Here is a 24124-nt window from a genome sequence, read left to right as displayed (position 1 = left end):
CGCCTGAGAGACTGGACCACGCCTGCCACCTGTACCGTCGTGGGTTCAGCCGTGCACAAGACGAGAGAAGTCCGTGAAGCGCATTTTCAAGGGTCCCTGGTTGTGGATCGTCGTCGCCGTGGTGGGTGTCCTGCTCGCCCTGCAGTTCCTCGCGCCCAACAGCGGCGGCGACGAGATCGACGCCTCGACGATGAGCAAGTACATCGCCGACGGCGACGTCGAGGAGATCACCTTCGTCGGGGGTGACCAGCAGATCAAGGCCGTCCTCGACGACGGCGTGCGCGACGAGGGCTCCGAGGTCACCACCTACTGGATCAACGGCACCCAGCGCGACCTCGTCAACGCCGCGCAGGCGCAGTACCGCGCCGGCACGATCGACGACGTCAAGACCGAGATCTCGCGCCCCAGCCTGCTCAGCTCGTTCCTGTTCTCCGTGCTGCCCATCGTGATCATCGTGATCATCTTCCTGTGGCTGCTCAACAGCATGCAGGGCGGCGGCGGCCGCGGTGTCATGCAGTTCGCCAAGTCCAAGGCCAAGCTGATCTCCAAGGACATGCCGAAGTCGACGTTCAACGACGTGGCCGGCTGCGAGGAGGCCATCGAGGAGCTCGGCGAGATCAAGGAGTTCCTCCAGGAGCCGGCGAAGTTCCAGGCCGTCGGGGCCAAGATCCCCAAGGGCGTGCTGCTCTACGGCCCTCCCGGCACCGGCAAGACCCTGCTGGCGCGCGCCGTGGCCGGCGAGGCCGGCGTGCCCTTCTACTCCATCTCCGGCTCCGACTTCGTCGAGATGTTCGTCGGTGTCGGCGCGTCCCGCGTGCGCGACCTGTTCGAGCAGGCCAAGGAGAACGCCCCGGCCATCGTCTTCATCGACGAGATCGACGCCGTGGGCCGTCACCGCGGCGCCGGCATGGGCGGCGGCCACGACGAGCGCGAGCAGACCCTCAACCAGCTGCTCGTCGAGATGGACGGCTTCGACGTGCGCGGCGGGGTCATCCTCATCGCCGCCACCAACCGCCCCGACGTGCTCGACCCCGCGCTGCTGCGCCCGGGCCGCTTCGACCGCCAGATCCAGGTCGACGCCCCCGACCTCTCGGGCCGCCACCAGATCCTCCAGGTGCACTCGCGCGGCAAGCCCATGTCGCCGAACATCGACCTGATCTCCGTGGCGCGCCGCACCCCGGGCTTCACCGGCGCCGACCTGGCCAACGTGCTCAACGAGGCCGCGCTGCTCACCGCGCGCACCAACGACAAGCTGATCACCGACGCCGCCCTCGACGAGGCCATCGACCGCGTCATCGCCGGCCCGCAGCGCCGCACCCGCCTGATGAGCGAGAAGGAGAAGCTCATCACGGCCTACCACGAGGGCGGCCACGCCCTCGTCGCCGCGGCCCTGCCCGGCACCGACCCGGTGCACAAGATCACGATCCTCCCGCGCGGTCGCGCCCTGGGCTACACGATGGTGCTGCCCGACGAGGACAAGTACTCCCAGACCCGCTCGGAGATGCTCGACAAGCTGGCCTACATGCTCGGCGGGCGCGCCGCGGAGGAGATGATCTTCCACGACCCCACCACCGGCGCCGGCAACGACATCGAGAAGGCCACCAACCTCGCGCGGGCCATGGTCACCCAGTACGGCATGACCGACCGCCTCGGGGCCATCAAGCTCGGCGAGACCCAGGGCGAGCCCTTCCTGGGTCGCGACATGGGCCACTCGCGCAACTACTCCGAGGACGTCGCCGCGATCGTCGACGAGGAGACGAAGAACTTCCTCGCCGTCGCCCACCAGGAGGCCTTCGACATCCTCGAGGAGAACCGCGACGTGCTCGACGCCCTCGTGCTCGAGCTGCTCGACAAGGAGACCCTCGACAAGGCCGAGGTGGCCCGCGTGTTCGAGCCGCTGCGCCGCCGCCCGGTGCGTCCGGCCTGGACCGGCTCGCCCGACCGTCGACCCTCCGACATCCCGGCCGTGGAGATCCCGCAGGCCATCCGCGACCGCGCCCGCAGCAACGGCGCCCCCGCCGACCAGCCCGCCGGTGTCGTGCTGACCCCGCCCGGGGCCGGCGGCGACGTCCACGGCGACCCCGGCCTCGGCCCCGACGGCACCCCGCCGGCGCCCCCCACCCCTCCGAGCCCCGGCTCGCCCACGCAGCAGGGATGACCCCGTGACCGACCGCATCAGCGCCCCCGAGCGCGCCCCCGAGGACATCCCCGCCTTCGACCACGAGCGCGCCGAGGCCGCCGTGCGCGAGCTGCTCTGCGCGATCGGCGAGGACCCCGACCGCGAGGGGCTGCGCGAGACCCCGGCCCGCGTCGCCCGCGCCTACGCCGAGCTCACCGCCGGCCTGCGGATGACCCCGCAGGAGGTGCTCTCGACCACCTTCGACCTCGGCCACGACGAGATGGTCCTCGTGCGCGACATCGAGCTGTGGTCGATGTGCGAGCACCACCTCGTGCCCTTCACCGGGGTGGCCCACGTCGGCTACATCCCGGCCGCGAGCGGCAAGATCACCGGCCTGTCCAAGCTGGCGCGCCTGGTCGACGTCTACTCCAAGCGCCCGCAGGTGCAGGAGCGCCTCACCACCCAGGTCGCCGACGCGCTCATGGACATCCTCGAGGCCCGCGGCGTCATCGTCGTGATCGAGGCCGAGCACCTGTGCATGACCATGCGCGGGGTCAGGAAGCACGGCGCGCGCACCATCACCTCCGCCGTGCGCGGCATCATGCACAGCGGCCCCACCCGCGCCGAGGCGATGGCGCTGATCCGCGGCACGCACTGACGTGACCGGCGACCGCCCGGGGGTCCCGCCGGCCCCGCCCACGGCGCAGGCCCCGTCGACGACGCAGGCCCCGCCGGGGGCGGCCGCGTCGCTGCGGCTGCCGCTCGACCGGCCCCGCGTCATGGGCGTCGTCAACGTCACCCCCGACTCCTTCTCCGACGGCGGGCGCTACGTCGAGCCCGCGGCCGCCGTGGCCCACGGGCGTCGGCTGCTGGCCGACGGCGCCGACGTCCTCGACATCGGCGGGGAGTCGACCCGCCCCGGCGCGACCCGGCCGCTGGTGGCCGAGGAGCTGGCCCGGGTGGTGCCGGTGATCGCCGCGCTGGCCGCCGAGGGCGCCGTGGTCTCGGTCGACACCATGCGCGCCGAGGTCGCCGCGGCGGCGCTGGAGGCTGGCGCGGTGATCGTCAACGACGTCTCCGGCGGGCTGGCCGACCCCGAGATCCTGACCGTGGCGGCGGCCGCGGGCGCGACGTACGTCGCGATGCACTGGCGTGCCCACGCCGACCACATGCGCGACTTCGCCGTCTACGACGGCCCCGGCGGGGTGGTGGCGGCGGTCTGCGAGGAGCTGGAGGAGCGGGTCGAGGCGATCCGCGCCGCCGGCGTGGCCGACGACCGGATCGTGCTCGACCCCGGGCTGGGCTTCGCCAAGCGCGGCGAGCACAACTGGGAGCTGCTGCGCGACCTCGACCCGGTGCTGGCGCTGGGCCACCCGGTGCTGGTGGGCGCGAGCCGCAAGTCCTTCCTGGGCGCCCTGCTGGCCGGCCCCGACGGCGCGCCGCGCGAGCCCGAGGGGCGCGAGCACGCCCACGCCGTGGTGCTCGCCCACCTCGCGGGGGCCGGTGCGTGGGGCGTGCGGGTCCACGACGTACGGTCGGCGCGCGACGCGCTGGCCGCGGCCCGGATGCTCCGGGCCCCCTCCGCGCAGCCCGACGACAGGAGCCCCGCATGAGCCCGCGCACGAGTGACGAGCTGGCCGTGCTCGGGGTGGAGTGCTGGGGCCACCACGGGGTCTTCGAGTTCGAGCGGCGCGAGGGCCAGACCTTCGTCATCGACCTCGTGCTGGGCCTCGACACCACCCCCGCGGCCGCCTCCGACGACTTGCACGACACCGTCGACTACGGGAGTCTCGTGGCCGACGTGAAGGCCGCCGTCGAGCGTGACCCGGTCGACCTGATCGAGACGCTCGCAGGACGCGTGGCCGACGTCTGTTTGAGGGATCACCGTGTTGAATGGGCGCGGGTGACGATCCACAAGCCGGATGCACCCATCGAGGCGACGTTCGCGGACGTCGCACTGACGATCACCCGAAGACGCGAGGACGCGACGTGACCGAAACCCCCAACCCGCACATCATCGACGCCGACACCCTCACCGGTGAGATGCGCCCGATCCGTCGCGCGGTGCTGGCCATCGGGTCCAACCTGGGAGAGCGCCTCGCCGCCCTCCAGGGCGCGGTCAACGCCATCGCCGACACCCCCGACGTCTGGGTCACCGGCGTCTCCCCGGTCTACGAGACCGAGCCCGTGGGCTGCCCCGAGGGGTCGGAGAAGTTCCTCAACGCCGTGGTGCTCATCGACACCACGCTGGCCGCCAACCGCCTCATGGACCGCGCGCTGGCCATCGAGGACGCCTTCGAGCGCGAGCGCACCGAGGTGCCCAACTCCCCGCGCACCCTCGACGTCGACCTGGTCGTCGTCGGCGACCGCCGCAGCGACGAGCCGTCGCTGCGCCTGCCCCACCCGCGGGCCAAGGAGCGGGCCTTCGTGCTCAAGCCCTGGTTCGACCTCGAGCCCGACGCCACGCTGCCCGAGGCCGGCCCCATCGCCGAGCTGCTCACCGCGGTCGGCATGGACGGCGTCGCCCTGCGCGACGACCTCCACCTCGAGGTCGAGTGAGTCGTGGCCCCCGGGCCCGACCGCACCCCTGACGCCGGCACCGGACCGGAGCGTCCGTCCGGTGACCCCGAGGACCCCCGGCGGCTGCGGCCGACCTCCCCGGCGGCGCTGACCGCGACGGGCGTGGTCGCCCTCGTCGTGGGCTGGCTGCTGCGTCCGGTCCTCGAGGCGGCCTCGGGCTCGGCCCCGCAGATGTCGTGGGCCCAGCCCGCCACGCTGCTGGTCGTGGCCGCGGCCGTCGCCTGGACGGCCTGGGCCACGTGGCGCGCCCTCCAGGTGCGCCACGAGCGCATGGAGGCCCACCGGGCCGTCAACCGCCTCGCGCTCGGGCGCGCGACCGCCTACGCCGGCGCCCTGGTCGGTGGGCTCTACGCCGGCTACGCCGTCAGCTGGCTGGGGCTGCGGGCCGAGCTCGCCGAGGCCCGGGCCATCCGCTCGGCCGTCGCCGCGCTGGCCGGGGTGGTCATCCTGGTCGCAGGGCTGGTCCTGGAGCGCGCGTGTCGCGTCCGTGGCGACGACCCGCCGCCCTAGTCTGGTCGCCATGACCTCCCCATCGGCCCCGTCCGTCACACCCGCCACGGAGCCGAGCACGGGACGCACCCCCTCGAGCGCCTCGACGAGCGCGTCGGCCTCGCGGCGGCGCCAGCGCAGCACCCGCCTGACGGTCGCCACGCTGCTGCTCGTGGTCGCGGCCGTGGTCGTGCTCGCCGCGGCCCTGTCCGGCTCGTGGGTCGCCGGCGTCGTCGCCGGGGTGAGCGCGGTCCTGCTGGGCGCGGCCGCCACCCGCATCACCTACTCCGAGCTGCTCCAGTCGCGTCGCGATGCCAACCGCGACCGCGCCGAGCAGGCCCAGGCCTACCGCCGCATGGCCGAGGAGCGCTCGGTGGAGCACGCCGCCCACGTCGCCGCGCAGGTCGGTGACGTCCGCTCCGAGCTCGGGGCCCGCCTCGCCGAGCGCGAGACCGCCCTCTCCGAGCTCGAGGCCGAGCTGGCCAAGCTCCAGAAGCACGACGCCGAGACCACCCGCCGCCTGCTCGCCGAGACCAAGCGCGCCCAGGAGCTCGAGCGCGAGGGCGCCCTCACCGCCCGCAGCCTCGACGCCGCCGAGGAGCGCGCCGCCGAGGCGATCGTGCGGATGGCCGAGCTCGAGGCCGAGATCGACGTGCTGCGCGCCGAGGTCGAGACCGTCACCGCCGCCTGGCGCAGCGCCGAGGCCGAGGCCACCCGCCGCCGCCGCGCGTGAGCCCAGCGCTCCGGTCCGGGCGGCCCGCGGGCCCCGCGGGCGCTGCGTCGCTCCACGGGGTGGTCCACCGCGGCCGCGGCGTACGGCAGGATGGCTCCTCGTGATCCCCGAGGAGTCCCGGTTCGAAGAAGACCCCGTCGAGCTGGTCCCCGACCCTCCCGGGCTCCCCGCCGACTGGAGCGTCGACAGCCCCGACCCGGCCGACCGGGCCGACGTCGAGCGGCTAACGACCCTGCTGCGCGCCCACGAGCGCCACGGCCGCGGCTGGGCCGGCGCCAGCGTCGACGACGTGCTCGTCGAGGTCTCCGAGCGCGGACTGCGCACGCGGCAGAACGTCGTGGTGCGCGACGCCGACGGCCTGATCCGCGCCTGGGGCAGCGTGCACGACCGCGCCGGCGGCCGGATGCTCTTCGTCCACGTGGTCGAGCGCGACCTGCCCGCCCGCACGGCCGACGCCTGCTCCGACGTGCTCGTCGAGTGGGCCGTGGGCCAGGCCCGTGCCGTCGGCGAGGCCCGCGGCCTCGAGGTGCAGCAGATCGACACCGGCGCCTTCGAGGGCGACGAGCGCCAGGCCCGCTGGCTCACCGAGGGCGGCTTCGCCAAGGTCCGCACCTGGTGGCAGATGAGCCGCCCGGTCACCGCCGAGGAGTCCTCGCTGGTGCCCGACCCCGCGCTGTGGGAGCGCAAGGGCGTGCGCTTCCGCCAGGTGCGACGCGCCGGCGGCGGCATGCCCGACGACGAGGACCTGCGCGACGTCCACGACGTCCTGGAGGAGGCCTTCCTCGACCACTTCAACTCGTGGGAGGAGACCTTCGACGAGTTCCTGCACCGGCTGCGCGAGGACCCCGGCCACCGCTGGGACCACTGGTGGCTGGCCGAGCTGCTCGACGGCGCCGACGACGGCGCCGCACCCCAGGCGGTCGGTGCGCTGGTCGGCACGGTCTCGGAGAGCGCCGACGGGCCTGACGGCTCCTACGTCTCCTACATCGGCGTGCGGGAGGCGGCGCGCGGCCGCGGGGTGGCCAAGGGCCTGCTGCGCACCATCATCGCCGACGCCGCCGGCCGCGACCGCGACCGCGTGGGCCTCGAGGTCGACGCCGACTCCTCCACCGGCGCCGACGGGCTCTACACCTCGATGGGCTGGGTGACGACGTACGTCACCGAGTCGTGGCACCGCGACGTGCCGGTGGCCCCCGCCGACCAGGCCTGAGGGCCCGGCCGGCCCGCGAGGGCCCCGTCCGCGGGGACGGAGCGTGCCTCAGCCCAGCGAGGCGCGCAGGGCGCGGTGCACGCCGTTGGGCGTGAGCACGCCGACGAAGCGCGCACCGTCCTTGACCCCGACCATGCCCTTGTCGTCGCGCAGCAGCACGGCCAGCGCCTCCTCCAGGGTGGCGCCGACGTCGACCGCCGCGCCCAGCTGACCGGCGCTGACCCCGTCGAGGGGCTCGAGGTGGGCGGGGTCGATCGGGGTGACGGTGAGCCGGCGCAGCCCGCGGGTCGAGCCCACGAAGTCGGCCACGAAGTCGTCGGCGGGGCGGCCGAGCAGCTCCGCGGGGGTGGCGTACTGCGCCAGGCGGCCGCCGGTGGCGAAGACCGCGACCCGGTCGCCCATGCGCACGGCCTCGTCGATGTCGTGGGTGACCAGCACGACGGTCTTGCCCAGGTCGCGCTGCAGTCGCAGGAACTCGTCCTGGAGCCTGACCCGCACCACCGGGTCGACGGCGCCGAAGGGCTCGTCCATGAGCAGCACCGGCGGGTCGGCGGCCAGCGCGCGGGCCACGCCCACGCGCTGGCGCTGACCGCCGGAGAGCTGGTGGGGGTAGCGGTCGCCGTAGGTCGACGGGTCGAGCCCGACGAGGTCCATGAGCTCCTCGGCGCGGCGGCGGGCGGTCGCCTTGGACTCGCCGTAGAGCAGCGGCACGGTCATCACGTTGGTGACGATGCGCTGGTGCGGGAAGAGGCCCACCTGCTGGATGACGTAGCCGATGCCGCGGCGCAGCTCGACGGGGTCGACCCCCGTGACGTCGGCGCCGTCGATCTCGATGCGCCCGGTGGTCGGCTCGATGAGCCGGTTGACCATCTTCAGCGTCGTCGACTTGCCGCAGCCCGACGGGCCGACCAGGCAGACCAGCTCGCCGCGTCCGACCTCGAGGTCGAGCTCGTGGACCGCCACGGTGCCGTCGGGGTAGGTCTTGCCCACGCCCGAGAGCCGGATCATCGGCTGGCTCGCGGGGGAGCCGGTAGGTTCCATGCGGTGACCCTACTCGTGCAGGCCGCGGCGCCGGCCGTGCCGACCGCCGACGCCGGGCCGTCCTGCTACAGCCGTCTGACCAACGAGTGGTTCTGCTGGCAGTACGTCACCGACCGGCAGTCCGAGATCGTCGACGCCACCGTGGAGCACGTGTGGATCACCGTGGCCGCCGTGCTGGCGGGCCTGCTGATCTCCTTCCCGCTGGCCGTGCTCGCCCGCCGCCTGCCCCGGCTGGAGTCGACCATCCTCGCGGTCTCGACCGGCATCTACACCGTGCCGTCGCTGGCCCTGCTCCCGCTGCTGGTGCCCTTCACGGGCCTGTCGCCCACGACGGTGGTCATCGGGCTGGCGCTCTACGCCCTCACCATCCTCGTGCGCGCCTTCCTCGAGGGGCTGCGCTCGGTGCCCGACGAGGTCCGCGAGTCGGCCACCGGCCTGGGCTACGGCCCGGGCCGCCTGCTGCTGCGCGTGGAGCTGCCGCTGGCGCTGCCGGTCGTCATGGCCGGGCTGCGCGTGGCCACCGTCTCCACGGTCGCGCTCACCACGGTCGGCTCCCTGGTCTCCTACGGCGGCCTGGGCAACCTCATCAAGGACGGCGTGCTGACCGACTTCCGCGCCGAGCTGCTCACCGCGGCGGTGCTGTGCGTCGTGCTCGCGATCGTCCTCGACGTGCTGCTCGTGGCGACCCAGCGGGTGCTGACGCCCTGGACCCGGGGGGTGCGGGCATGAGGGTGCTCCAGGACGCGTGGGCCTACCTCACGACCGCCGCGAGCTGGACCGGCGACGGCGGCATGCTCGAGCTGCTGCTCCAGCAGCTGCTCCTCACCGTCACCGCCCTCGGGCTGGCCGCCGCCCTCGGGCTCCCCGTGGCGCTGTGGCTGGGCCACCTGGGCCGGGGCGGCTTCCTGGCGATCAACATCTCCAACATCGGTCGGGCCGTGCCGACCTTCGCCCTCCTCGCGCTCCTCGTCACCGCCGACGCCTGGGGCTGGACCCAGGGCTGGTTCCCCGGGGTGCGCGAGGCGGGGCCCTACGGCCGCGCCGGCCTCGCGACGCTGGTCGCGCTGACCCTCTTCGCCCTGCCCCCGATCATCACCAACGCCTACGTCGCCGTGCGCGAGGTGCCCGCCGACGTGCGCCAGGCCGCCGACGGCATGGGCATGACGGGGCTGCAGAAGTTCCGCCGCGTCGAGCTGCCCCTGGCCACGCCGCTGGTGGTCTCCGGGCTGCGCCTGGCCCTGGTGCAGGTGTGGGCCACCGCCACCATCGCCGCGCTGGTCGCCGGACCCGGCCTGGGCCGGGTCATCACCGACGGCTTCGTGCGCAACCAGTACGGCCAGGGCATCGCCGGCGCGGTCGTCGTGGCCGTGGTCGCTCTGCTGCTCGAGCTGGTCGCCGCCCTCGCGCAGCGCCTCACCACCCCTCCCGGGTCGCCGGGTGCGCGTCCCACGGGTCGGCCTCGCCGGTCCGGGGGAGCCCCGGCGTCGGTCGCGGCGCCTACAGTCTCGTCCTAGCCGACGCCGTCGGCCCCTGACGCGGGTCCGCCCGCCGACCGGACACGCGCGGGCGCCGCCCGCGGGACACAGAAGGTGCACCCCATGAAGCTGCGACGTTCCCTGGCCGCGGTGCTCTCCGCCGGCACCCTGCTGGCCGCGAGCGCCTGTGCCGGCGACGAGCTCGACGACACGGCCTCCGACGACGCCTCCTCGTCGTCGTCCCCCTCGGAGTCCACGGGCTCCGAGCCCGCCGCCGGTGGCGGCCCCGTCACCATCGCGAGCCAGAACTTCCCCGAGGCTGCCCTGGTCGCCTCGATGTACGAGCAGCTGCTCGCCGACGCGGGCTACGAGCCCACCGTCAACCTCGTCGACGCCCGCGACGCCTACCTCGGCACCTTCCCCGGTGACGTCGACGTCGTCCCCGAGTACGTCGGCGGCATCGTCAACGCCCTCAACGCCCGGGAGAACGGCGACGACGCCGAGCCCTTCGAGACCGGTGACGGCGAGGAGCTGAAGGCCGACGGCGCCGACCTGCTCGAGGCCGCCGGCATCACCCTGCTCGACGTGTCGCCCGCCACCGACACCAACGCGTTCTTCGTGACCCAGGACTACGCCGAGGAGAACGACGTCGACGAGCTCTCCGACCTCGAGGGCGAGTCGGTCGTGCTGGCCGCGGCCCCCGACTGCGAGGGACGCCTCGACTGCGAGGGCGGCCTGGTCGACGAGTACGGCATCGACGTCACCGAGGTGCTGCCCCTGGGCTACGCCAGCGACCAGACCTACCAGTCGGTCCTCGACGGCGAGTCGGAGCTCGGCGAGACCAGCACCACCGACGGCACGCTGGAGTCCCTCGGACTCGTCGTGCTCGAGGACGACCAGGAGATCCAGCCCGCCCAGAACCTCGTGCCGGCCGTCTCCGACGAGTTCCTCGACGCCAACCCGGGTGTCGCCGACGTGCTGAACCCGCTCATGGCTGCGCTGACCACCGAGAAGCTCACCGAGCTCAACGGCCGGATCTCGGTCGACCGCGAGCAGACCGAGGACGTCGCCCTCGACTTCCTGCAGTCCGAGGGCCTGCTCTGACGCACGCTCCCTGAGGCACCACCGGTCCCACCAGCACCGCCCGGGCCGTCCGACCCCGCCGCCCGCGGCACCTGTCGGCCCAGACCYGCACCTGTCGGCCCGTGCGTGGGCCGACMGGTGCGGGTTTCACCAGCCGGCCGGTGAAACCCGCGGCACGCCGTACGCCCCGCGCCCGCGGCACCTGTCGGCCCRGACCTGCACCTGTCGGCCCGTGCGTGGGCCGACCGGTGCGGGTCTCGCCAGCCGGCCGGTGAAACCCGCCGCCGCGCCGACCGCCTCAGACCTCGTGCGCCCGCAGAGCGACGGCGGAGGGGTCGAGGGAGGCGGGGTCGAGGACGGGCAGTGCGAGCCGCGCCCCGTCGGGGCCGGAGGTGCGGGGGGCGGGGCCGGGGTGCTCGGCCATCCACGCCATGACCGCCGCGGCGTCCTCGCGCCGGCCCTGCTCCACGAGCCACCCGGTCAGCCGGTGCACCGGCGGCAGGCCGGAGGCGGTCAGCGACGTGGGCCCGCGGCCGCCGGGGGCACCCGCCCCCCACAGCGAGAGCACGCCGGAGCGCAGCAGCTCCCACCACGCGTCGTCGCAGCCGGGGATCTCGGTGAAGTAGCGGTGCAGGTCGCCGGCCAGCACGCGGTCGCGCATGACGTCGACCACCTCGCCCCCCGTCGCGGCCGGGGCGTCGGCCGCCCACTGCTCCACGCTGCGCAGCGAGTCGCGCTTGGTCGACCAGCGGTCGGTGAGGTCGGCCAGCGAGGAGCGCTGCTGGGTGATGGAGCTGCCGTCGGTGCGGATGCGCCAGTGGTAGACCACCTCGGGCAGCACGCTGATGCGCCGCGCGGCCAGGTAGGCCCGGGTCAGCGTGGGCTGGTCCTCGTAGCGCACGCCCTCGGGCCAGGTGAGGCCCGCGGTGTCCCAGAAGGCCCGTGACCAGAGCTTGTTCCAGGCGAAGACGTCGCCCATCAGCTCGGGCAGCTCCGCGATCCCCAGGGCGCGGCGCTCGCGGTGCAGCCGGCGCATCCAGGGCGGCTCGGTGAGCCGGCCGTCCTCCCAGCGCGCCACCGAGCCGGTGACCAGGTCGCTGTCGTCGCGCCTCAGGGCCTCGAGCATGGTGGCGTAGGCGTCCGGCGGCACGACGTCGTCGGAGTCGGCGAAGGCCAGCAGCGGGCCGGTGGCGTGGGCCAGGCCGGCGTTGCGGGCGGCGCCGAGGCCCTGGTTGGCCTGGTGCACGACGCGCACGCGGGCGTCCTGCTCGGCGTAGGCGTCGGCGACGGCGCCCGACCCGTCGGTGGAGCCGTCGTCGACGACGACCACCTCGAGCGCGCGGTGGCTCTGGGCCAGGATGCTGTCGAGGCAGGCGGGCAGGTAGGCGGCGACGTCGTGCACGGGCACGACAACGCTGATCACGGGACCGTCGGCCGGACCCTCGGCCGGACGGTCTGCCGGACCGTCTGCGGGACCGTCCGCGGGCCCGCGTCGGGGATCGCGTCGGCGCAGCCTCACGCGCCCACCGTAGTGGCGGGCCCGATCGGCAGTAGGCTCCCCTCCCGTGACCGCCCTGCCTGACGCCACCGTGCCGCCCACCCCGGACCCCGCCGACCACCCGCGCAAGGTGCTCTTCGTCGCGGGCGCGGGCCGCAGCGGCACGAGCACCATGGCCGGCCTGATGCAGATCCTGGGCCTGCACGTGCCCAAGCCGGAGGTCGTGCCCGACGAGACCAACCCCAAGGGCTTCGGTGAGCCGGCCTGGGCCGTCGAGCACCACACCCGCCTGCTGCGCGAGGCGGTCGTGCAGGTCAGCGACTCGCGACCCGACGCGTGGTTCGAGACCGGCCGCATCTCCACCCGCGAGCCCGAGCGGATCCGCACCGCCCAGTGGCTGGAGTCGCACTTCGAGGTGGCCAGCGAGCTCGTGGTCAAGGACCCCCGGCTGAGCTGGTTCCTGTCGCTGTGGCGGGTCGCGGCGATCCGCAGCGGCGCCACCCCGGTCTTCGCCACCATGCTCCGCCCGCCCGCGGAGGTGGTCGGGAGCAAGCAGAAGTACTACGCCAACCGGCTCGGCTCGGCCCACCTGGCCAGCTCCTGGCTCAACATGCTGCTCCACACCGAGCGCGCCACCCGCGAGTCCGTCGCCGACGGCGGTCGCGTCTTCGTGCGCTACTCCGACCTGCTCGACGACTGGACCCGCGAGACGATGCGCGTGGGCGAGCAGCTGCAGCTCCAGCACGTCCTGCACGCCACCAGCGAGCAGATCCGCGACGGCCACCGCTTCGTCGACCCCGGCCTGCGCCGCGTCACCCAGACCCTCGACGACCTCGCCCTGCCCCCGCGCCTGCACGAGCTCACCGCCGAGACCTGGTCGGAGCTCAACAAGCTCGCCGAGCCCGGCGGCGACCAGCCGGCCGTGCACGAGGCCCTCGACCAGCTGCGCCAGGGCTACACCGACCTGTACGCCGAGGCCGAGGCGATCAGCCGCTCCTCGGTCGTCGCCACGGAGCACCGGATGCGCCAGGGCGGTCGCGGCCCCGGTGGCGGCCAGACCGGCCCCGGCGGCCAGGGCGGCCCCGGCGGCCCGAAGCCGGCCGACGCGCCCGCCCCCGACGCCCCGGTGCGCGCCGCCGACCGGGTGCCCCACGGCCTGCGGGCGATGGTGCCGGCCCCGGTGCGCCGCGGGCTGCGCAAGGCCGCCGGCCGCGAGCGCTGAGGGCCCCGCCGTGAACGCCATCCGCCACCCCGACGGCCTGCGCAACCTCGAGGGCCACGCCGACTTCGACATCACCTGGCCCTGGCACCGCCCCGGCGGCCTGCGGGCCGGCTCCACCGCCGTGCTGCGCGTCAAGGACGAGGCCCGCGCCCTGCCCTTCGTGCTCCCGCCGCTGCTGCGCGCCTGCGACGAGGTGCTCGTGGTCGACAACGGCTCCACCGACGGCTCGCCCGAGGTCGCGGCCGAGACCGCCGAGCGGGCCGGGCTGGGCCACCGGCTGCGCCAGGCGACGTACCCGTTCGCGGTGGCGCGCGCCGGCGCCGAGCACCTCGCCACCCACGAGCTCTCGGTGCACTCGCTGTCGTACTTCTACAACTGGTGCTTCGCCCAGGTCGCCACGCGCTACTCCTGGAAGTGGGACGGCGACATGGTCCTCACCACCGAGGGCGAGGTCTCGCTCGGCGACCTCGCCTGGCAGGTCGGCGACGTGCAGTCGATCATCCGCGTGCCGCGCCACGGGCTCTACCTCGACAGCGACTCCCACGGCTACCTCGACCTCGGCCTGCGCAACGCCGAGGAGTGGGGCTACCCCGTGGGTCCCGACTTCGTCTTCACCAAGGCCTTCGAGTGGGAGATCCGCTCGACCCCGGAGCAGTGCCGCTCGATCGGGCTGCCCCACGGACTGTGCGTGGAGCTGAAGTTCCTCGACTCCGACGAGTTCGCCCACTGGACCGACCCCGAGTCCTTCGCCACCAGCTTCCGCAACAAGCGCAAGCGTCGCGAGTGGGCGGTCTTCCAGTCGCTGCGCCAGGGCGTCGTGCCCGACGGGGTGCACGAGATCACCGCTCCCGAGGGCGTCCACATCGTCGACCACGTCACGCAGACCTGGCTGCCGCGCGCGCCGCGCCCGCTCCAGGTCGGCTGAGACCCGCGCCCGGCCACTCCCGCGCCCTCTCAGCAGCGACCGGCCTGTCGGCCAGGTCACACCCGATCGCCTTACCCCGCGGGGGCGGTCGGCGTAGATTCGTGGTGCATCTGACGAGCTCACCGTTCGGTACCCACCCCGGCCTCCCGACCCGCAGCCAGCACGACCGGCAGCGCGGCGACGGAGGTGGTCGGAGGGACTGAAACGAAAGGTCACGGTCATGGTCACACCCGCGCACAGCCCTGCCCCCGGTCCCGACCCCACCCCGGTCACCCCGGCGGGTCGGCGCCTCGCCGCGCCCGGCGCCGCCCCCCTCCGCATCGGCGTCGTCGGCGCCGGCCGGGTCGGTGCCGTGCTCGCCGCGCGGCTGCGCTCCGCCGGCCACGAGGTCGTCGCCGCCGCGGGGGAGTCGCCCGCCTCGCTCGAGCGCATCGCCACGCTGCTGCCCGGCGTCGCCGGCGCCAAGCCCACCGCGGTCGCCCGCGCCTGCGACGTCCTGCTGCTCACGGTGCCCGACGACATGCTCGACAACGTCGTCTCCATGCTGGCCGCCAGCGGCGCCCTGCGCCCGGGCCAGCACGTCGTGCACACCTCCGGCCGCCACGGGCTCGCGGTGCTCGCCCCCGCCGAGCGGGTCGGCGCCCGCGTCCTCGCGCTGCACCCCGCGATGACCTTCACCGGCACCGCCGTCGACCTCGAGCGGCTCTCCGGCTGCGTCCTCGGTGTGACCGCCGCGCCGGCCGAGCGCGCGATGGCCGAGCGCCTCGCCGCCGGTCTGGGCGGGCGGCTGATGAGCGTGCCCGAGGAGATGCGCACGCTCTATCACGCGGGCCTGGCCCACGGCGCCAACCACCTGGTCACGCTGGTCAGCGAGGCCATGGAGATGCTGGCCGCGGCCGGCGCCGACGACCCCGCCGGCACGCTGCGCCCGCTGCTCACCGCGGCGCTCGACAACGCCCTCGACCGGGGCGACGCCGCGCTCACCGGCCCGATCGTGCGCGGCGACGTCGGCACGGTGCAGGCCCACCTCGAGGACCTCGCCGCCAACGCCGCCCCCACGCTCCCGTCGTACGTCGCGATGGCGCGCGCCACCCTGGATCGCGCGGTGGCCGACGGTCGCCTGCTGCCGCTGCGGGCCGTGAAGATCACCCGCGCGCTCGACGCGGCCCTCGCCGGGGCGCCGCACGCCGAGCCGGCTCCGCGCCGCCACCGCGCCGGGGACCCCCGGTGACCGCGCCCGGCACGACGACCGGCACCACCGCGACCAGCACCGCGACCAGCACCGCGACCAGCACCGCGACCACCACCGCGGCCAGCGCCGCGACCAGCGCCGCGACCAGCGCCCGGCCCGGTCCTCCGACCAGGCCCGTCCTGGCCCGCGACCGCGCGGAGCTCGCCGCGGCGCTCGCCGGGGTGCGGGCGGCGGGGGAGCCGGTGGCGTTCGTGCCGACCATGGGCGCGCTGCACGAGGGCCACGCCAGCCTGGCCCGGCTCGCGCGCGAGCACGCCGGGGCCCGGGGGGCTGTGGTCGCCTCGGTCTTCGTCAACCCGCTGCAGTTCGCGCCGGGTGAGGACCTCGACCGCTACCCCCGCACGCTCGAGGCCGACCTCGAGGTCTGCGCCCGCGAGGGCGTCGACGTGGTCTTCGCCCCGTCGGCCGAGGAGATGTACCCCGGCTGGCCGCAGGTCCGCGAGCCGCAGGTGACGGTCGAGCCCGGCCCGCTGGGCTCGGTGCTCGAGGGCCGGACCCGTCCGGGCCACTTCCGCGGCGTGCTCACCGTCGTGGCCAAGCTGCTCGGCCTGGTGCGTCCCGACGTCGCCGTCTTCGGCGAGAAGGACTACCAGCAGCTCACGCTCGTACGCCGGATGGTGGCCGACCTGTGTCTCGGCGTGGACGTGGTCGGCGCCCCGACCCGGCGCGACGACGACGGCCTGGCCCTCTCCAGCCGCAACCGCTTCCTCGAGCCCGACCACAGGCGCGCCGCCCTCGCCCTGAGCCGCGCCCTGCGGGCCGCGCAGGGCGCGGCGGAGTCGACCGACCCGGCGCAGGCGGCCCCCGCCGCCCTGGCCGCCGCCCGCGCCGAGGTCGACGCCGAGCCCGGCCTCGACCTGGACTACCTCGTGCTCACCGACCCCGACCTGGCCGACCCGCCCGCGCGGCCGGAGCCGGGCGCCCCCGCCCGCGTGCTGGTCGCCGCCCGCGTCGGCACCACCCGCCTCATCGACAACCTCCCCCTCGCCCTCGGGCCGACCGGCCCGGGCCACCAGACCGCAGGAGCCTCCTGATGCTGCGCACCATGATGACCAGCAAGATCCACCGCGCGACCGTGACGCAGGCCGACCTGCACTACGTCGGCTCGGTCACCGTCGACGAGGACCTCCTCGACGCCGCCGACCTGCTGCCCGGCGAGCTGGTCCACATCGTCGACATCACCAACGGCGCGCGCCTGGAGACCTACACCATCGCCGGTGAGCGCGGCTCGGGCGTGCTCGGCATCAACGGTGCCGCGGCCCGGCTCGTGCACCCCGGCGACCTGGTCATCCTCATCGCCTACGGCCAGATGGAGACCGCCGAGGCCCGCACCCACCGGCCCCACGTGGTCTTCGTCGACGCCGACAACAAGATCCTGGCCACGGGCTTCGACCCGGCCGAGGCCGTCGCGGGCTCCGGTCTGGTCCGCGGCGACACCGTGGCCGGGCGCTAGCCTTCGACGATGCCCGACGCGCCCGCCCGACCCGCAGCTCAGCCCGGAGCCCGACCCGGTGCTCAGCCCGGTGCTCTGCCCGGTGGTTTGCCCGGTGCTCTGCCCGGCCGCCTCGCCGCGCCCGCCCCGGGGTGGACGACGCGGGCCGACGTGGTGGTCATCGGCTCCGGCATCGCGGGCCTGACGGCCGCGCTGCGGCTCAAGGACCGGGTGGAGAAGGTCCTGGTCGTCACCAAGGACGTGCTCGCCGCGGGCTCCACGCAGTGGGCCCAGGGCGGCATCGCCGCCGCCCTCGGCCCGGGCGACACCCCCGCCGAGCACGAGATCGACACCCTGGTCGCCGGGGCGGGCGCCTGCGACGCCGAGGCCGTGCGCGCGCTGGTGACCGAGGGACCGGAGGCCGTGCGCGAGCTGATCGCGCTGGGCGCGCAGTTCGACCACGCCCCCGACGGCGAGCTGTCGCTGACCCGCGAGGGCGGCCACCACCGCGACCGCATCGCCCACGCGGGCGGCGACGCGACCGGCGCGGAGATCCAGCGGGCGCTGATCGCCGCGGTCGCGCGGGCCCCGGAGATCGAGGTGGTCGAGCACGCCCTGGCCGTCGACCTGCTGCTCGACGGGCCCGTCGGCAGCGGCGGCGTCGCGGGCGTCACGCTGCACGTGATGGGCGAGGGGCAGCGCGACGGCGTCGGCGCCGTGCGCTGCCGCGCGGTGGTGCTGGCCAGCGGCGGCCTGGGCCAGGTCTTCTCCCAGACCACCAACCCGGCGGTCTCCACCGGCGACGGCACCGCCCTGGCCCTGCGCGCCGGGGCGCGGCTGCGCGACCTGGAGTTCGTGCAGTTCCACCCCACCGTCATGTACCTCGGCCCGCACTCGCTGGGCCAGCAGCCGCTCATCTCCGAGGCCGTGCGCGGCGAGGGCGCCGTGCTCGTCGACGGCGCTCCCGAGGACGGCGGCACGGCCTTCATGCGCGGCGTGCACGAGCTGGCCGACCTCGCCCCGCGCGACGTCGTGGCCAAGGCGATCACGCGCCGCATGCACGAGACCGGCCGCGCCCACATGTGGCTCGACGCCCGCCACCTCGGCGAGGACCCCGACGACCCGGCCGCGGTGGCGCGCTTCTGGGAGCGCCGCTTCCCGACCATCCTGGCCACCGCGCGCTCCCACGGCGTCGACCCCGTCACCGACCTGATCCCGGTCGCCCCGGCCTGCCACTACGCCTCGGGCGGCGTCGCCACCGACCTGTGGGGCCGCACCGACGTGCCGGGCCTCTACGCCACCGGCGAGGTCGCCTGCTCCGGGGTGCACGGCGCCAACCGCCTGGCCTCCAACTCCCTGCTCGAGGGCCTCGTCTTCTCCCGCCGCATCGCCTCGGTGCTGCCCGGTGAGCTGCGCGGCTGGAGCGAGCCGCTCGACCCCGCCGACGACGGCCGCGCCCCCGGCCTGGTCGACGCCGCCGTGCGGCCCCGCCTGCAGGAGACGATGACCGCCCGTGCCGGGGTGCTGCGCAGCGCCGCCGGCCTCACCGCCGCCGCCGAGGAGGTGGCCGCCCTGGCCGCCGAGCCGGCGACCGTCGTCGACGTCGCGGCCTGGGAGACCACCAACCTGGTCACCCTCAGCACGGCGCTGGCCGGGGCGGCGCTGCTGCGCGAGGAGACCCGCGGCTCCCACTGGCGCGAGGACTTCCCCGAGCGGGACGACGCCCGCTGGGCCGGCCACGTCGACGCCACCCTGCGCGAGGGCGCGCTCGCCCTCCTCCACGTGCCGGCCCCCGCCACCGACCCCGCGGCGGGTCCCACCCCCGCACCCGTGACCACCGGAGGACCGCGATGAGCAGCCACGAGACCGCGACCCGACCCGGCACCCTCCCGGGCCTCACGCCGTACGACGAGCTGCCGGGGCCGCTCCTCGCCGAGCTGGCCGAGGCGGGTCTCGACCCGCGTGCGGTGCACGACGCGGTCGTCGCGGCGCTGGCCGAGGACCTGCCCGGCGGCGTGGCCGCGGGCGACGTCACGTCGATGGCCACCATCCCCGCCGAGGCCCGCGGCGAGGGCGACTTCGGGGCACGCCACGCCGGCGTGGTCGCCGGCCTCGGCATCGCCGAGCTGGTCTTCCGCCTCGTCCTCGGCGACGCCGTCGAGGTCACCCGTCGCGTGCCCGACGGCACCCGGGTCGCCCCCGGCGACGTCGTGATGAGCGTGGCCGGCCCGACCCGCGGCCTGCTCACCGCCGAGCGCACGGCGCTCAACTACGCCAGCCACCTCTCCGGCGTCGCCACCGCCACCGCGGCGTGGGTCGACGCCCTCGAGGGCACCCGCGCCCGCGTGCTCGACACCCGCAAGACGCTGCCGACCTACCGCGCCCTGCAGAAGTACGCCGTGCGCTGCGGCGGCGGGGTCAACCACCGCATGTCGCTCACCGACATGGCGATGGTCAAGGACAACCACGTGGTGGCCGCCGGCGGCGTCGTGCCGGCCTACCGCGCCGTGCGCGAGGCGCACCCCGACCTGCGCGTCGAGGTCGAGGTCACCGACCTCGACCAGCTGCGCGAGCTGCTGGAGGCCGGCTGCCGCGAGATCCTGCTCGACAACATGGACGACGCCACGATGGCCGAGGCCGTCCGGCTCACCGCCGGCCGCGCCACCCTCGAGGCCTCCGGTGGGCTGACCCTCGCCCGCGCCCGCGCGGTGGCCGAGACCGGCGTCGACTTCATCTCCTCCGGCGCGCTGACCCACTCGGTCACGGTCTTCGACCTCGGGCTCGACCTCCGGGACGTCTGAGCCGTGAGCCTGCTGTGCGCCGACATCGGCAACAGCCACACCGTCCTGGGGCTGCTCGACCCGGCGGTCGAGCCCGGCGCCCCCGGGCAGGTCCTGGCCGACTGGCGCGTCGGCACCGACGCCCGCCGCACCGCCGACGAGTGGGCGGTGCTGCTGCGCGGCCTCCTGGCCGGCGCTCCCGGCGGCCCTGCCGCCGACGCCGTCTCCGGCGTCGCGGTCTGCGCCACCGTGCCGACGGTGCTGCACGAGTGGCGCGACATGCTCGCCCGGCACTTCCCCGACGTGCCCCACGTCGTCGTGGAGCCCGGGGTCCGCACCGGCGTGCCGGTGCTCACCGACAACCCCCGCGAGGTGGGCTCCGACCGCATCGTCAACGCCCTGGCCGCCGCCACCCTCCACGGCGGCCCCGCCATCGTCGTCGACTTCGGCGGCACGGCCACGACCTTCGACGTGGTCAGTGCCCGCGGTCAGTACGTCGGCGGCGCCATCTCGCCCGGCATCGAGATATCGCTCGAGGCACTCGGGCGTCGCGGCGCCCAGCTGCGCACCGTCGAATTGCTCAGGCCCCGCTCGGTGATCGCCAAGAACACCGTCGAGGCGCTGCAGTCGGGCATGCTCTTCGGGGTCGCGGCCAGCGTCGAGGGAATCGTGAGCCGCATGATCTCCGAGCTCGGCGCCGAGACCGACACGGTCACCGTCGTGGCGACCGGATATCTCTCCGACCTCGTCCTGGCCGAATGCTCCTGTTTCACCCACCACGACCCGTGGCTCACCCTGCGGGGCCTGGCCCTGGTGCACGCGCGCAATTGCTGATCGTCACCGTGGTCGTCGCGGGCCCAATTCGTCGACGACGTCGCATTGATTAGTCGGCGCGAGTGCTCAGCAAAAGGCGGTGTGAATTCTTTACCCGCCACAATTCTTAGTCGGCGTCGCCACTCTGGCATCATCGATCTCGCACGAATTCAAATTCGACGACGCTTCGGCGTCGAATTCACGGAGGTCGCAGAGCAATGGCGCAGAAGATCCACATCGTCCTCGAGGACGACCTCGACGGCAGCGAGGCCAGCGAGACGGTGACCTTCGGTCTCGACGGCACGACCTACGAGATCGACCTCACCGACGAGCACGCCACGGAGCTGCGCGAGGCCCTGGCGCCCTACGTCGGGCACGCGCGCAAGGTGTCGGGCTCGGCCCGCCGCGGCCGCAAGGCCTCCGCCGGCGCCGCGACCAACGGCTCGGCCGACGGCGGACCCAGCGCCAAGGAGATCCGCGAGTGGGCCCGCTCCAACGGCTACGAGGTGCCCGACCGCGGCCGCGTCTCGGCCGAGGTGCGCGAGGCCTTCGACGCCGCCAACTGACACACCGACCGACACGCCGGCCGACACGCCCGGTCCACCGCCCGCACGGGCGGCGGACCGGGCGTGTTCGCTCTCAGCGGACGCACCTTCTGCGCTGAGGGGGAACGCGTAGGCTGTCAGCGGGGTTGGACACTCCGTACCCTCCCTCCACCCAGGAGCGGACGGCACCCCACCTGCACGAGGAGCGATGCGCATGTTCGAGCGGTTCACAGACCGAGCCCGCCGGGTGGTCGTGCTGGCCCAGGAAGAGGCCCGCATGCTCTCCCACAACTACATCGGGACCGAGCACATCCTGCTCGGTCTCATCCACGAGGGAGAAGGCGTCGCGGCCAAGGCGCTGGAGAGCCTCGACATCTCGCTCGAGGCCGTCCGTGCCCAGGTCGAGGAGATCATCGGCCAGGGCCAGCAGGCCCCGTCCGGCCACATCCCCTTCACCCCGCGCGCCAAGAAGGTGCTCGAGCTGTCCCTGCGCGAGGCGCTGCAGCTCGGCCACTCCTACATCGGCACCGAGCACATCCTGCTCGGGCTGATCCGCGAGGGCGAGGGCGTGGCCGCCCAGGTGCTGCAGAAGCTCGGCGCCGACCTCAACCGCGTGCGCCAGCAGGTCATCCAGCTGCTGTCGGGCTTCCAGGGCAAGGAGTCCTCGCAGTCCGCCGCGGCCGCCACCGGCGCCAGCGGCGAGGCCCCGTCGTCCTCGCTGGTCCTCGACCAGTTCGGCCGCAACCTCACCCAGGACGCCCGCGACGGCAAGCTCGACCCCGTCATCGGCCGCTCCCAGGAGATCGAGCGGGTCATGCAGATCCTCTCGCGCCGCACGAAGAATAACCCCGTCCTCATCGGCGAGCCCGGCGTCGGCAAGACCACCGTCGTCGAGGGCCTGGCCCAGGACATCGTCAAGGGCGACGTGCCCGAGACGCTCAAGGACAAGCAGATCTACACCCTCGACCTGGGTGCGCTCGTCGCCGGCTCGCGCTACCGCGGTGACTTCGAGGAGCGCCTGAAGAAGGTGCTCAAGGAGATCCGCACCCGCGGCGACATCGTGCTCTTCATCGACGAGATCCACACCCTCGTCGGGGCCGGCGCGGCCGAGGGCGCCATCGACGCCGCCAGCATCCTCAAGCCGATGCTGGCCCGCGGTGAGCTCCAGACCATCGGTGCCACCACGCTCGACGAGTACCGCAAGCACCTGGAGAAGGACGCCGCGCTCGAGCGCCGCTTCCAGCCGATCCAGGTCGCGGAGCCCTCGATCGCCCACACGATCGAGATGCTCAAGGGCCTGCGCGACCGCTACGAGGCGCACCACCGCGTCACCATCACCGACGAGGCCCTGGTCTCCGCGGCGACGCTGGCCGACCGCTACATCTCCGACCGCTTCCTGCCCGACAAGGCGATCGACCTCATCGACGAGGCGGGCTCGCGCCTGCGCATCCGTCGCATGACGGCGCCCGCCGAGCTGCGCGAGTTCGACGACAAGATCGGCGAGGTCCGTCAGCGCAAGGAGGCCGCGATCGACGGTCAGGACTTCGAGGCCGCCGCGCGCCTGCGCGACGAGGAGAAGCAGCTGATCCTCAAGAAGTCCGAGCGCGAGAAGGCCTGGCGCGCCGGCGACATGGACGAGGTCGCGGAGGTCGACGAGGAGCTGATCGCCGAGGTCCTCGCCGTCGCCACCGGCATCCCGATCGTGAAGCTCTCGGAGGAGGAGTCCTCGCGTCTGCTCAAGATGGAGGACGAGCTCCACAAGCGGGTCATCGGCCAGGACGAGGCCGTCAAGGCGCTCAGCCGGGCCATCCGCCGCACCCGTGCCGGGCTCAAGGACCCCAAGCGTCCCGGCGGGTCGTTCATCTTCGCCGGGCCCTCGGGCGTCGGCAAGACGTGGCTGTCCAAGACGCTGGCGGAGTTCCTCTTCGGTGACGAGGACGCGCTCATCCAGCTCGACATGTCGGAGTTCAGCGAGAAGCACACCGTCTCGCGGCTCTTCGGCTCGCCTCCCGGCTACGTCGGCTACGAGGAGGGCGGCCAGCTGACCGAGAAGGTGCGGCGCAAGCCGTTCTCGGTGGTGCTGTTCGATGAGGTGGAGAAGGCCCACCCCGACATCTTCAACAGCCTGCTGCAGATCCTGGAGGAGGGCCGGCTCACCGACTCCCAGGGTCGGGTCGTCGACTTCAAGAACACCGTCATCATCATGACGACCAACCTCGGCACGCGAGACATCGCCAAGTCGGTGCACCTGGGCTTCAACCAGAGCGGCGACGCGGCGGGCTCCTACGAGCGCATGAAGAGCAAGGTCTCGGAGGAGCTCAAGCAGCACTTCCGCCCCGAGTTCCTCAACCGTGTCGACGAGATCATCGTCTTCCCGCCCCTGTCGCGCGAGCAGATCGTGCACATGGTCGACAACATGGTCGCCGCCGTGGAGGTCCGCCTCCGCGACCGCGACATGCAGCTCGAGCTCACCCAGTCGGCCAAGAACCTGCTGGCCGAGCGGGGCTTCGACCCGGTGCTGGGTGCGCGGCCGCTGCGCCGCACGGTGCAGCGCGAGATCGAGGACGTCCTGGCCGAGAAGATGCTCTTCGGCGAGGTCGGCCCGGGCCAGATCGTGCTGGTCGACGTCGAGGGCGAGGGCCCTGGCGCGACCTTCACCTTCCAGGGCCAGAAGGTCGCGGCCCTGCCCGACCTGCCGCCGTTCGAGACCGCCGGGGTCGAGGTCGGCGACGCCCTCGGCGAGGGTCCCTCCGACGAGGAGGGCCCGCGCGACGTCCCGCGGGCCACCGGCGAGACCGAGTGACGACCGGCTAACCGCGCACCACACCGCACAGCACGCAGCACCCCGGGCCGTCAGGTCCGGGGCGCTGCTGCGTCCGGGGGACGGCGCCGCGTCGATCGGGCCGGGCCGGACCGGTCCGGTCTGG

The 24124-nt window shown here is 74.2% G+C and carries 23 protein-coding genes; 21 read left to right on the top strand and 2 right to left on the bottom strand.

What is annotated here, in order from left to right:
- The first annotated feature begins 73 nt into the window (after positions 1–73).
- The 8 genes from ftsH to ASF47_RS15305 all read left to right on the top strand — a co-directional run bounded on the left by ftsH (position 74) and on the right by ASF47_RS15305 (position 7131).
- The gene (gene ftsH / locus ASF47_RS15340) at positions 74–2158 is read left to right on the top strand and encodes an ATP-dependent zinc metalloprotease FtsH (protein ID WP_056864885.1); all 2085 of its coding nucleotides are present in this window, start codon (positions 74–76) and stop codon (positions 2156–2158) included.
- A 4-nt stretch (positions 2159–2162) separates the two neighbouring features.
- Entirely contained in the window at positions 2163–2777 is a 615-nt protein-coding gene (folE, locus tag ASF47_RS15335) for a GTP cyclohydrolase I FolE (protein ID WP_056864884.1), read from the top strand.
- A gap of 121 nt (positions 2778–2898) precedes the next feature.
- Positions 2899–3732 (top strand): dihydropteroate synthase, encoded by an 834-nt coding sequence (folP, locus tag ASF47_RS15330; protein ID WP_056865248.1) that lies wholly within the window; start codon positions 2899–2901, stop codon positions 3730–3732.
- The gene (folB, locus tag ASF47_RS15325; protein ID WP_056864883.1) at positions 3729–4112 is read left to right on the top strand and encodes a dihydroneopterin aldolase; all 384 of its coding nucleotides are present in this window, start codon (positions 3729–3731) and stop codon (positions 4110–4112) included. Before folP ends, folB begins: the two co-directional genes overlap by 4 nt.
- Positions 4109–4678 carry a 2-amino-4-hydroxy-6-hydroxymethyldihydropteridine diphosphokinase gene (folK, locus tag ASF47_RS15320; protein WP_056864882.1) on the top strand — a complete coding sequence of 190 codons (570 nt, stop codon included), beginning with the start codon at positions 4109–4111 and terminating at the stop codon, positions 4676–4678. Before folB ends, folK begins: the two co-directional genes overlap by 4 nt.
- A 3-nt stretch (positions 4679–4681) precedes the next feature.
- The gene (locus ASF47_RS15315) at positions 4682–5209 is read left to right on the top strand and encodes a DUF3180 domain-containing protein (protein WP_082500388.1); all 528 of its coding nucleotides are present in this window, start codon (positions 4682–4684) and stop codon (positions 5207–5209) included.
- A gap of 10 nt (positions 5210–5219) precedes the next feature.
- Positions 5220–5921, top strand: coding sequence for a hypothetical protein (locus tag ASF47_RS15310; RefSeq protein WP_082500387.1), 702 nt, complete (start codon positions 5220–5222; stop codon positions 5919–5921).
- A gap of 100 nt (positions 5922–6021) precedes the next feature.
- Positions 6022–7131, top strand: coding sequence for a GNAT family N-acetyltransferase (locus ASF47_RS15305; RefSeq protein ID WP_056864881.1), 1110 nt, complete (start codon positions 6022–6024; stop codon positions 7129–7131).
- Between the two features lie 48 nt (positions 7132–7179).
- Here the strand turns inward: ASF47_RS15305 and ASF47_RS15300 are convergent, their stop codons facing one another.
- Positions 7180–8172 (bottom strand): ABC transporter ATP-binding protein, encoded by a 993-nt coding sequence (locus tag ASF47_RS15300; RefSeq protein ID WP_200919156.1) that lies wholly within the window; start codon positions 8170–8172, stop codon positions 7180–7182.
- Positions 8173–8175: 3 nt separating this feature from the next.
- Here ASF47_RS15300 and ASF47_RS15295 point away from each other — a divergent pair, with 3 nt between their 5' ends.
- From ASF47_RS15295 to ASF47_RS15285, 3 genes are all read left to right on the top strand, one after another.
- Entirely contained in the window at positions 8176–8901 is a 726-nt protein-coding gene (locus ASF47_RS15295) for an ABC transporter permease (RefSeq protein WP_082500386.1), read from the top strand.
- Positions 8898–9686: an ABC transporter permease gene (locus ASF47_RS15290; protein WP_082500385.1), complete on the top strand. Its 789-nt coding sequence runs from the start codon at positions 8898–8900 to the stop codon at positions 9684–9686. The genes ASF47_RS15295 and ASF47_RS15290 overlap by 4 nt, the downstream gene beginning before the upstream one ends.
- Positions 9687–9770: 84 nt before the next feature.
- Positions 9771–10751 carry an ABC transporter substrate-binding protein gene (locus tag ASF47_RS15285; RefSeq protein WP_056864879.1) on the top strand — a complete coding sequence of 327 codons (981 nt, stop codon included), beginning with the start codon at positions 9771–9773 and terminating at the stop codon, positions 10749–10751.
- A gap of 277 nt (positions 10752–11028) precedes the next feature.
- On the opposite strand, the gene ASF47_RS15280 is transcribed toward ASF47_RS15285, so the two are convergent.
- On the bottom strand, positions 11029–12153 hold the full coding sequence (locus ASF47_RS15280) for a glycosyltransferase family 2 protein (RefSeq protein ID WP_056864878.1): 1125 nt from the start codon (positions 12151–12153) through the stop codon (positions 11029–11031).
- Between the two features lie 142 nt (positions 12154–12295).
- Between ASF47_RS15280 and ASF47_RS15275 the strand changes: the two genes are divergently transcribed.
- The 10 genes from ASF47_RS15275 to ASF47_RS15230 all read left to right on the top strand — a co-directional run bounded on the left by ASF47_RS15275 (position 12296) and on the right by ASF47_RS15230 (position 24000).
- Entirely contained in the window at positions 12296–13450 is a 1155-nt protein-coding gene (locus ASF47_RS15275; RefSeq protein ID WP_056864877.1) for a sulfotransferase family protein, read from the top strand.
- Between the two features lie 10 nt (positions 13451–13460).
- Positions 13461–14375, top strand: a complete 915-nt coding sequence (locus tag ASF47_RS15270; protein WP_056864876.1) for a hypothetical protein — start codon at positions 13461–13463, stop codon at positions 14373–14375.
- 220 nt (positions 14376–14595) lie between these two features.
- Positions 14596–15606: a Rossmann-like and DUF2520 domain-containing protein gene (locus ASF47_RS15265; protein WP_082500382.1), complete on the top strand. Its 1011-nt coding sequence runs from the start codon at positions 14596–14598 to the stop codon at positions 15604–15606.
- Positions 15603–16661, top strand: coding sequence for a pantoate--beta-alanine ligase (panC, locus tag ASF47_RS15260; RefSeq protein WP_056864875.1), 1059 nt, complete (start codon positions 15603–15605; stop codon positions 16659–16661). The genes ASF47_RS15265 and panC overlap by 4 nt, the downstream gene beginning before the upstream one ends.
- Positions 16661–17080, top strand: coding sequence for an aspartate 1-decarboxylase (gene panD / locus ASF47_RS15255; RefSeq protein ID WP_056864874.1), 420 nt, complete (start codon positions 16661–16663; stop codon positions 17078–17080). Before panC ends, panD begins: the two co-directional genes overlap by 1 nt.
- An 87-nt stretch (positions 17081–17167) precedes the next feature.
- The gene (locus ASF47_RS15250; RefSeq protein ID WP_327138663.1) at positions 17168–18913 is read left to right on the top strand and encodes an L-aspartate oxidase; all 1746 of its coding nucleotides are present in this window, start codon (positions 17168–17170) and stop codon (positions 18911–18913) included.
- The gene (gene nadC, locus ASF47_RS15245) at positions 18910–19860 is read left to right on the top strand and encodes a carboxylating nicotinate-nucleotide diphosphorylase (RefSeq protein ID WP_056864873.1); all 951 of its coding nucleotides are present in this window, start codon (positions 18910–18912) and stop codon (positions 19858–19860) included. Before ASF47_RS15250 ends, nadC begins: the two co-directional genes overlap by 4 nt.
- Positions 19861–19863: 3 nt before the next feature.
- Positions 19864–20673, top strand: a complete 810-nt coding sequence (locus ASF47_RS15240; protein WP_082500380.1) for a type III pantothenate kinase — start codon at positions 19864–19866, stop codon at positions 20671–20673.
- 197 nt (positions 20674–20870) lie between these two features.
- Positions 20871–21218, top strand: coding sequence for a histone-like nucleoid-structuring protein Lsr2 (locus ASF47_RS15235; protein ID WP_056864872.1), 348 nt, complete (start codon positions 20871–20873; stop codon positions 21216–21218).
- A 193-nt stretch (positions 21219–21411) separates the two neighbouring features.
- Complete coding sequence (locus ASF47_RS15230; RefSeq protein ID WP_056864871.1) at positions 21412–24000, top strand: ATP-dependent Clp protease ATP-binding subunit; 2589 nt, start codon at positions 21412–21414, stop codon at positions 23998–24000.
- The last annotated feature ends 124 nt before the right edge of the window (positions 24001–24124 follow it).

The organism is Nocardioides sp. Leaf285, from assembly GCF_001422955.1.
Classification (GTDB): domain Bacteria; phylum Actinomycetota; class Actinomycetes; order Propionibacteriales; family Nocardioidaceae; genus Nocardioides; species Nocardioides kribbensis.
Note: the sequence above shows the minus strand (reverse complement) of the source record. Positions and strands in the feature narration are given on the sequence as shown.

Excerpts from the sequence above, each read along its gene's own strand:
- folP (WP_056865248.1), top strand. The coding sequence starts at position 2,899 with ATGGGCGTCGTCAACGTCACCCCCGACTCCTTCTCCGACGGCGGGCGC.
- folB (WP_056864883.1), top strand. The coding sequence starts at position 3,729 with ATGAGCCCGCGCACGAGTGACGAGCTGGCCGTGCTCGGGGTGGAGTGC.
- ASF47_RS15310 (WP_082500387.1), top strand. The coding sequence starts at position 5,220 with ATGACCTCCCCATCGGCCCCGTCCGTCACACCCGCCACGGAGCCGAGC.
- ASF47_RS15300 (WP_200919156.1), bottom strand. The coding sequence starts at position 8,172 with ATGGAACCTACCGGCTCCCCCGCGAGCCAGCCGATGATCCGGCTCTCG.
- ASF47_RS15290 (WP_082500385.1), top strand. The coding sequence starts at position 8,898 with ATGAGGGTGCTCCAGGACGCGTGGGCCTACCTCACGACCGCCGCGAGC.
- ASF47_RS15285 (WP_056864879.1), top strand. The coding sequence starts at position 9,771 with ATGAAGCTGCGACGTTCCCTGGCCGCGGTGCTCTCCGCCGGCACCCTG.
- ASF47_RS15265 (WP_082500382.1), top strand. The coding sequence starts at position 14,596 with ATGGTCACACCCGCGCACAGCCCTGCCCCCGGTCCCGACCCCACCCCG.
- panD (WP_056864874.1), top strand. The coding sequence starts at position 16,661 with ATGCTGCGCACCATGATGACCAGCAAGATCCACCGCGCGACCGTGACG.
- nadC (WP_056864873.1), top strand. The coding sequence starts at position 18,910 with ATGAGCAGCCACGAGACCGCGACCCGACCCGGCACCCTCCCGGGCCTC.
- ASF47_RS15235 (WP_056864872.1), top strand. The coding sequence starts at position 20,871 with ATGGCGCAGAAGATCCACATCGTCCTCGAGGACGACCTCGACGGCAGC.
- ASF47_RS15230 (WP_056864871.1), top strand. The coding sequence starts at position 21,412 with ATGTTCGAGCGGTTCACAGACCGAGCCCGCCGGGTGGTCGTGCTGGCC.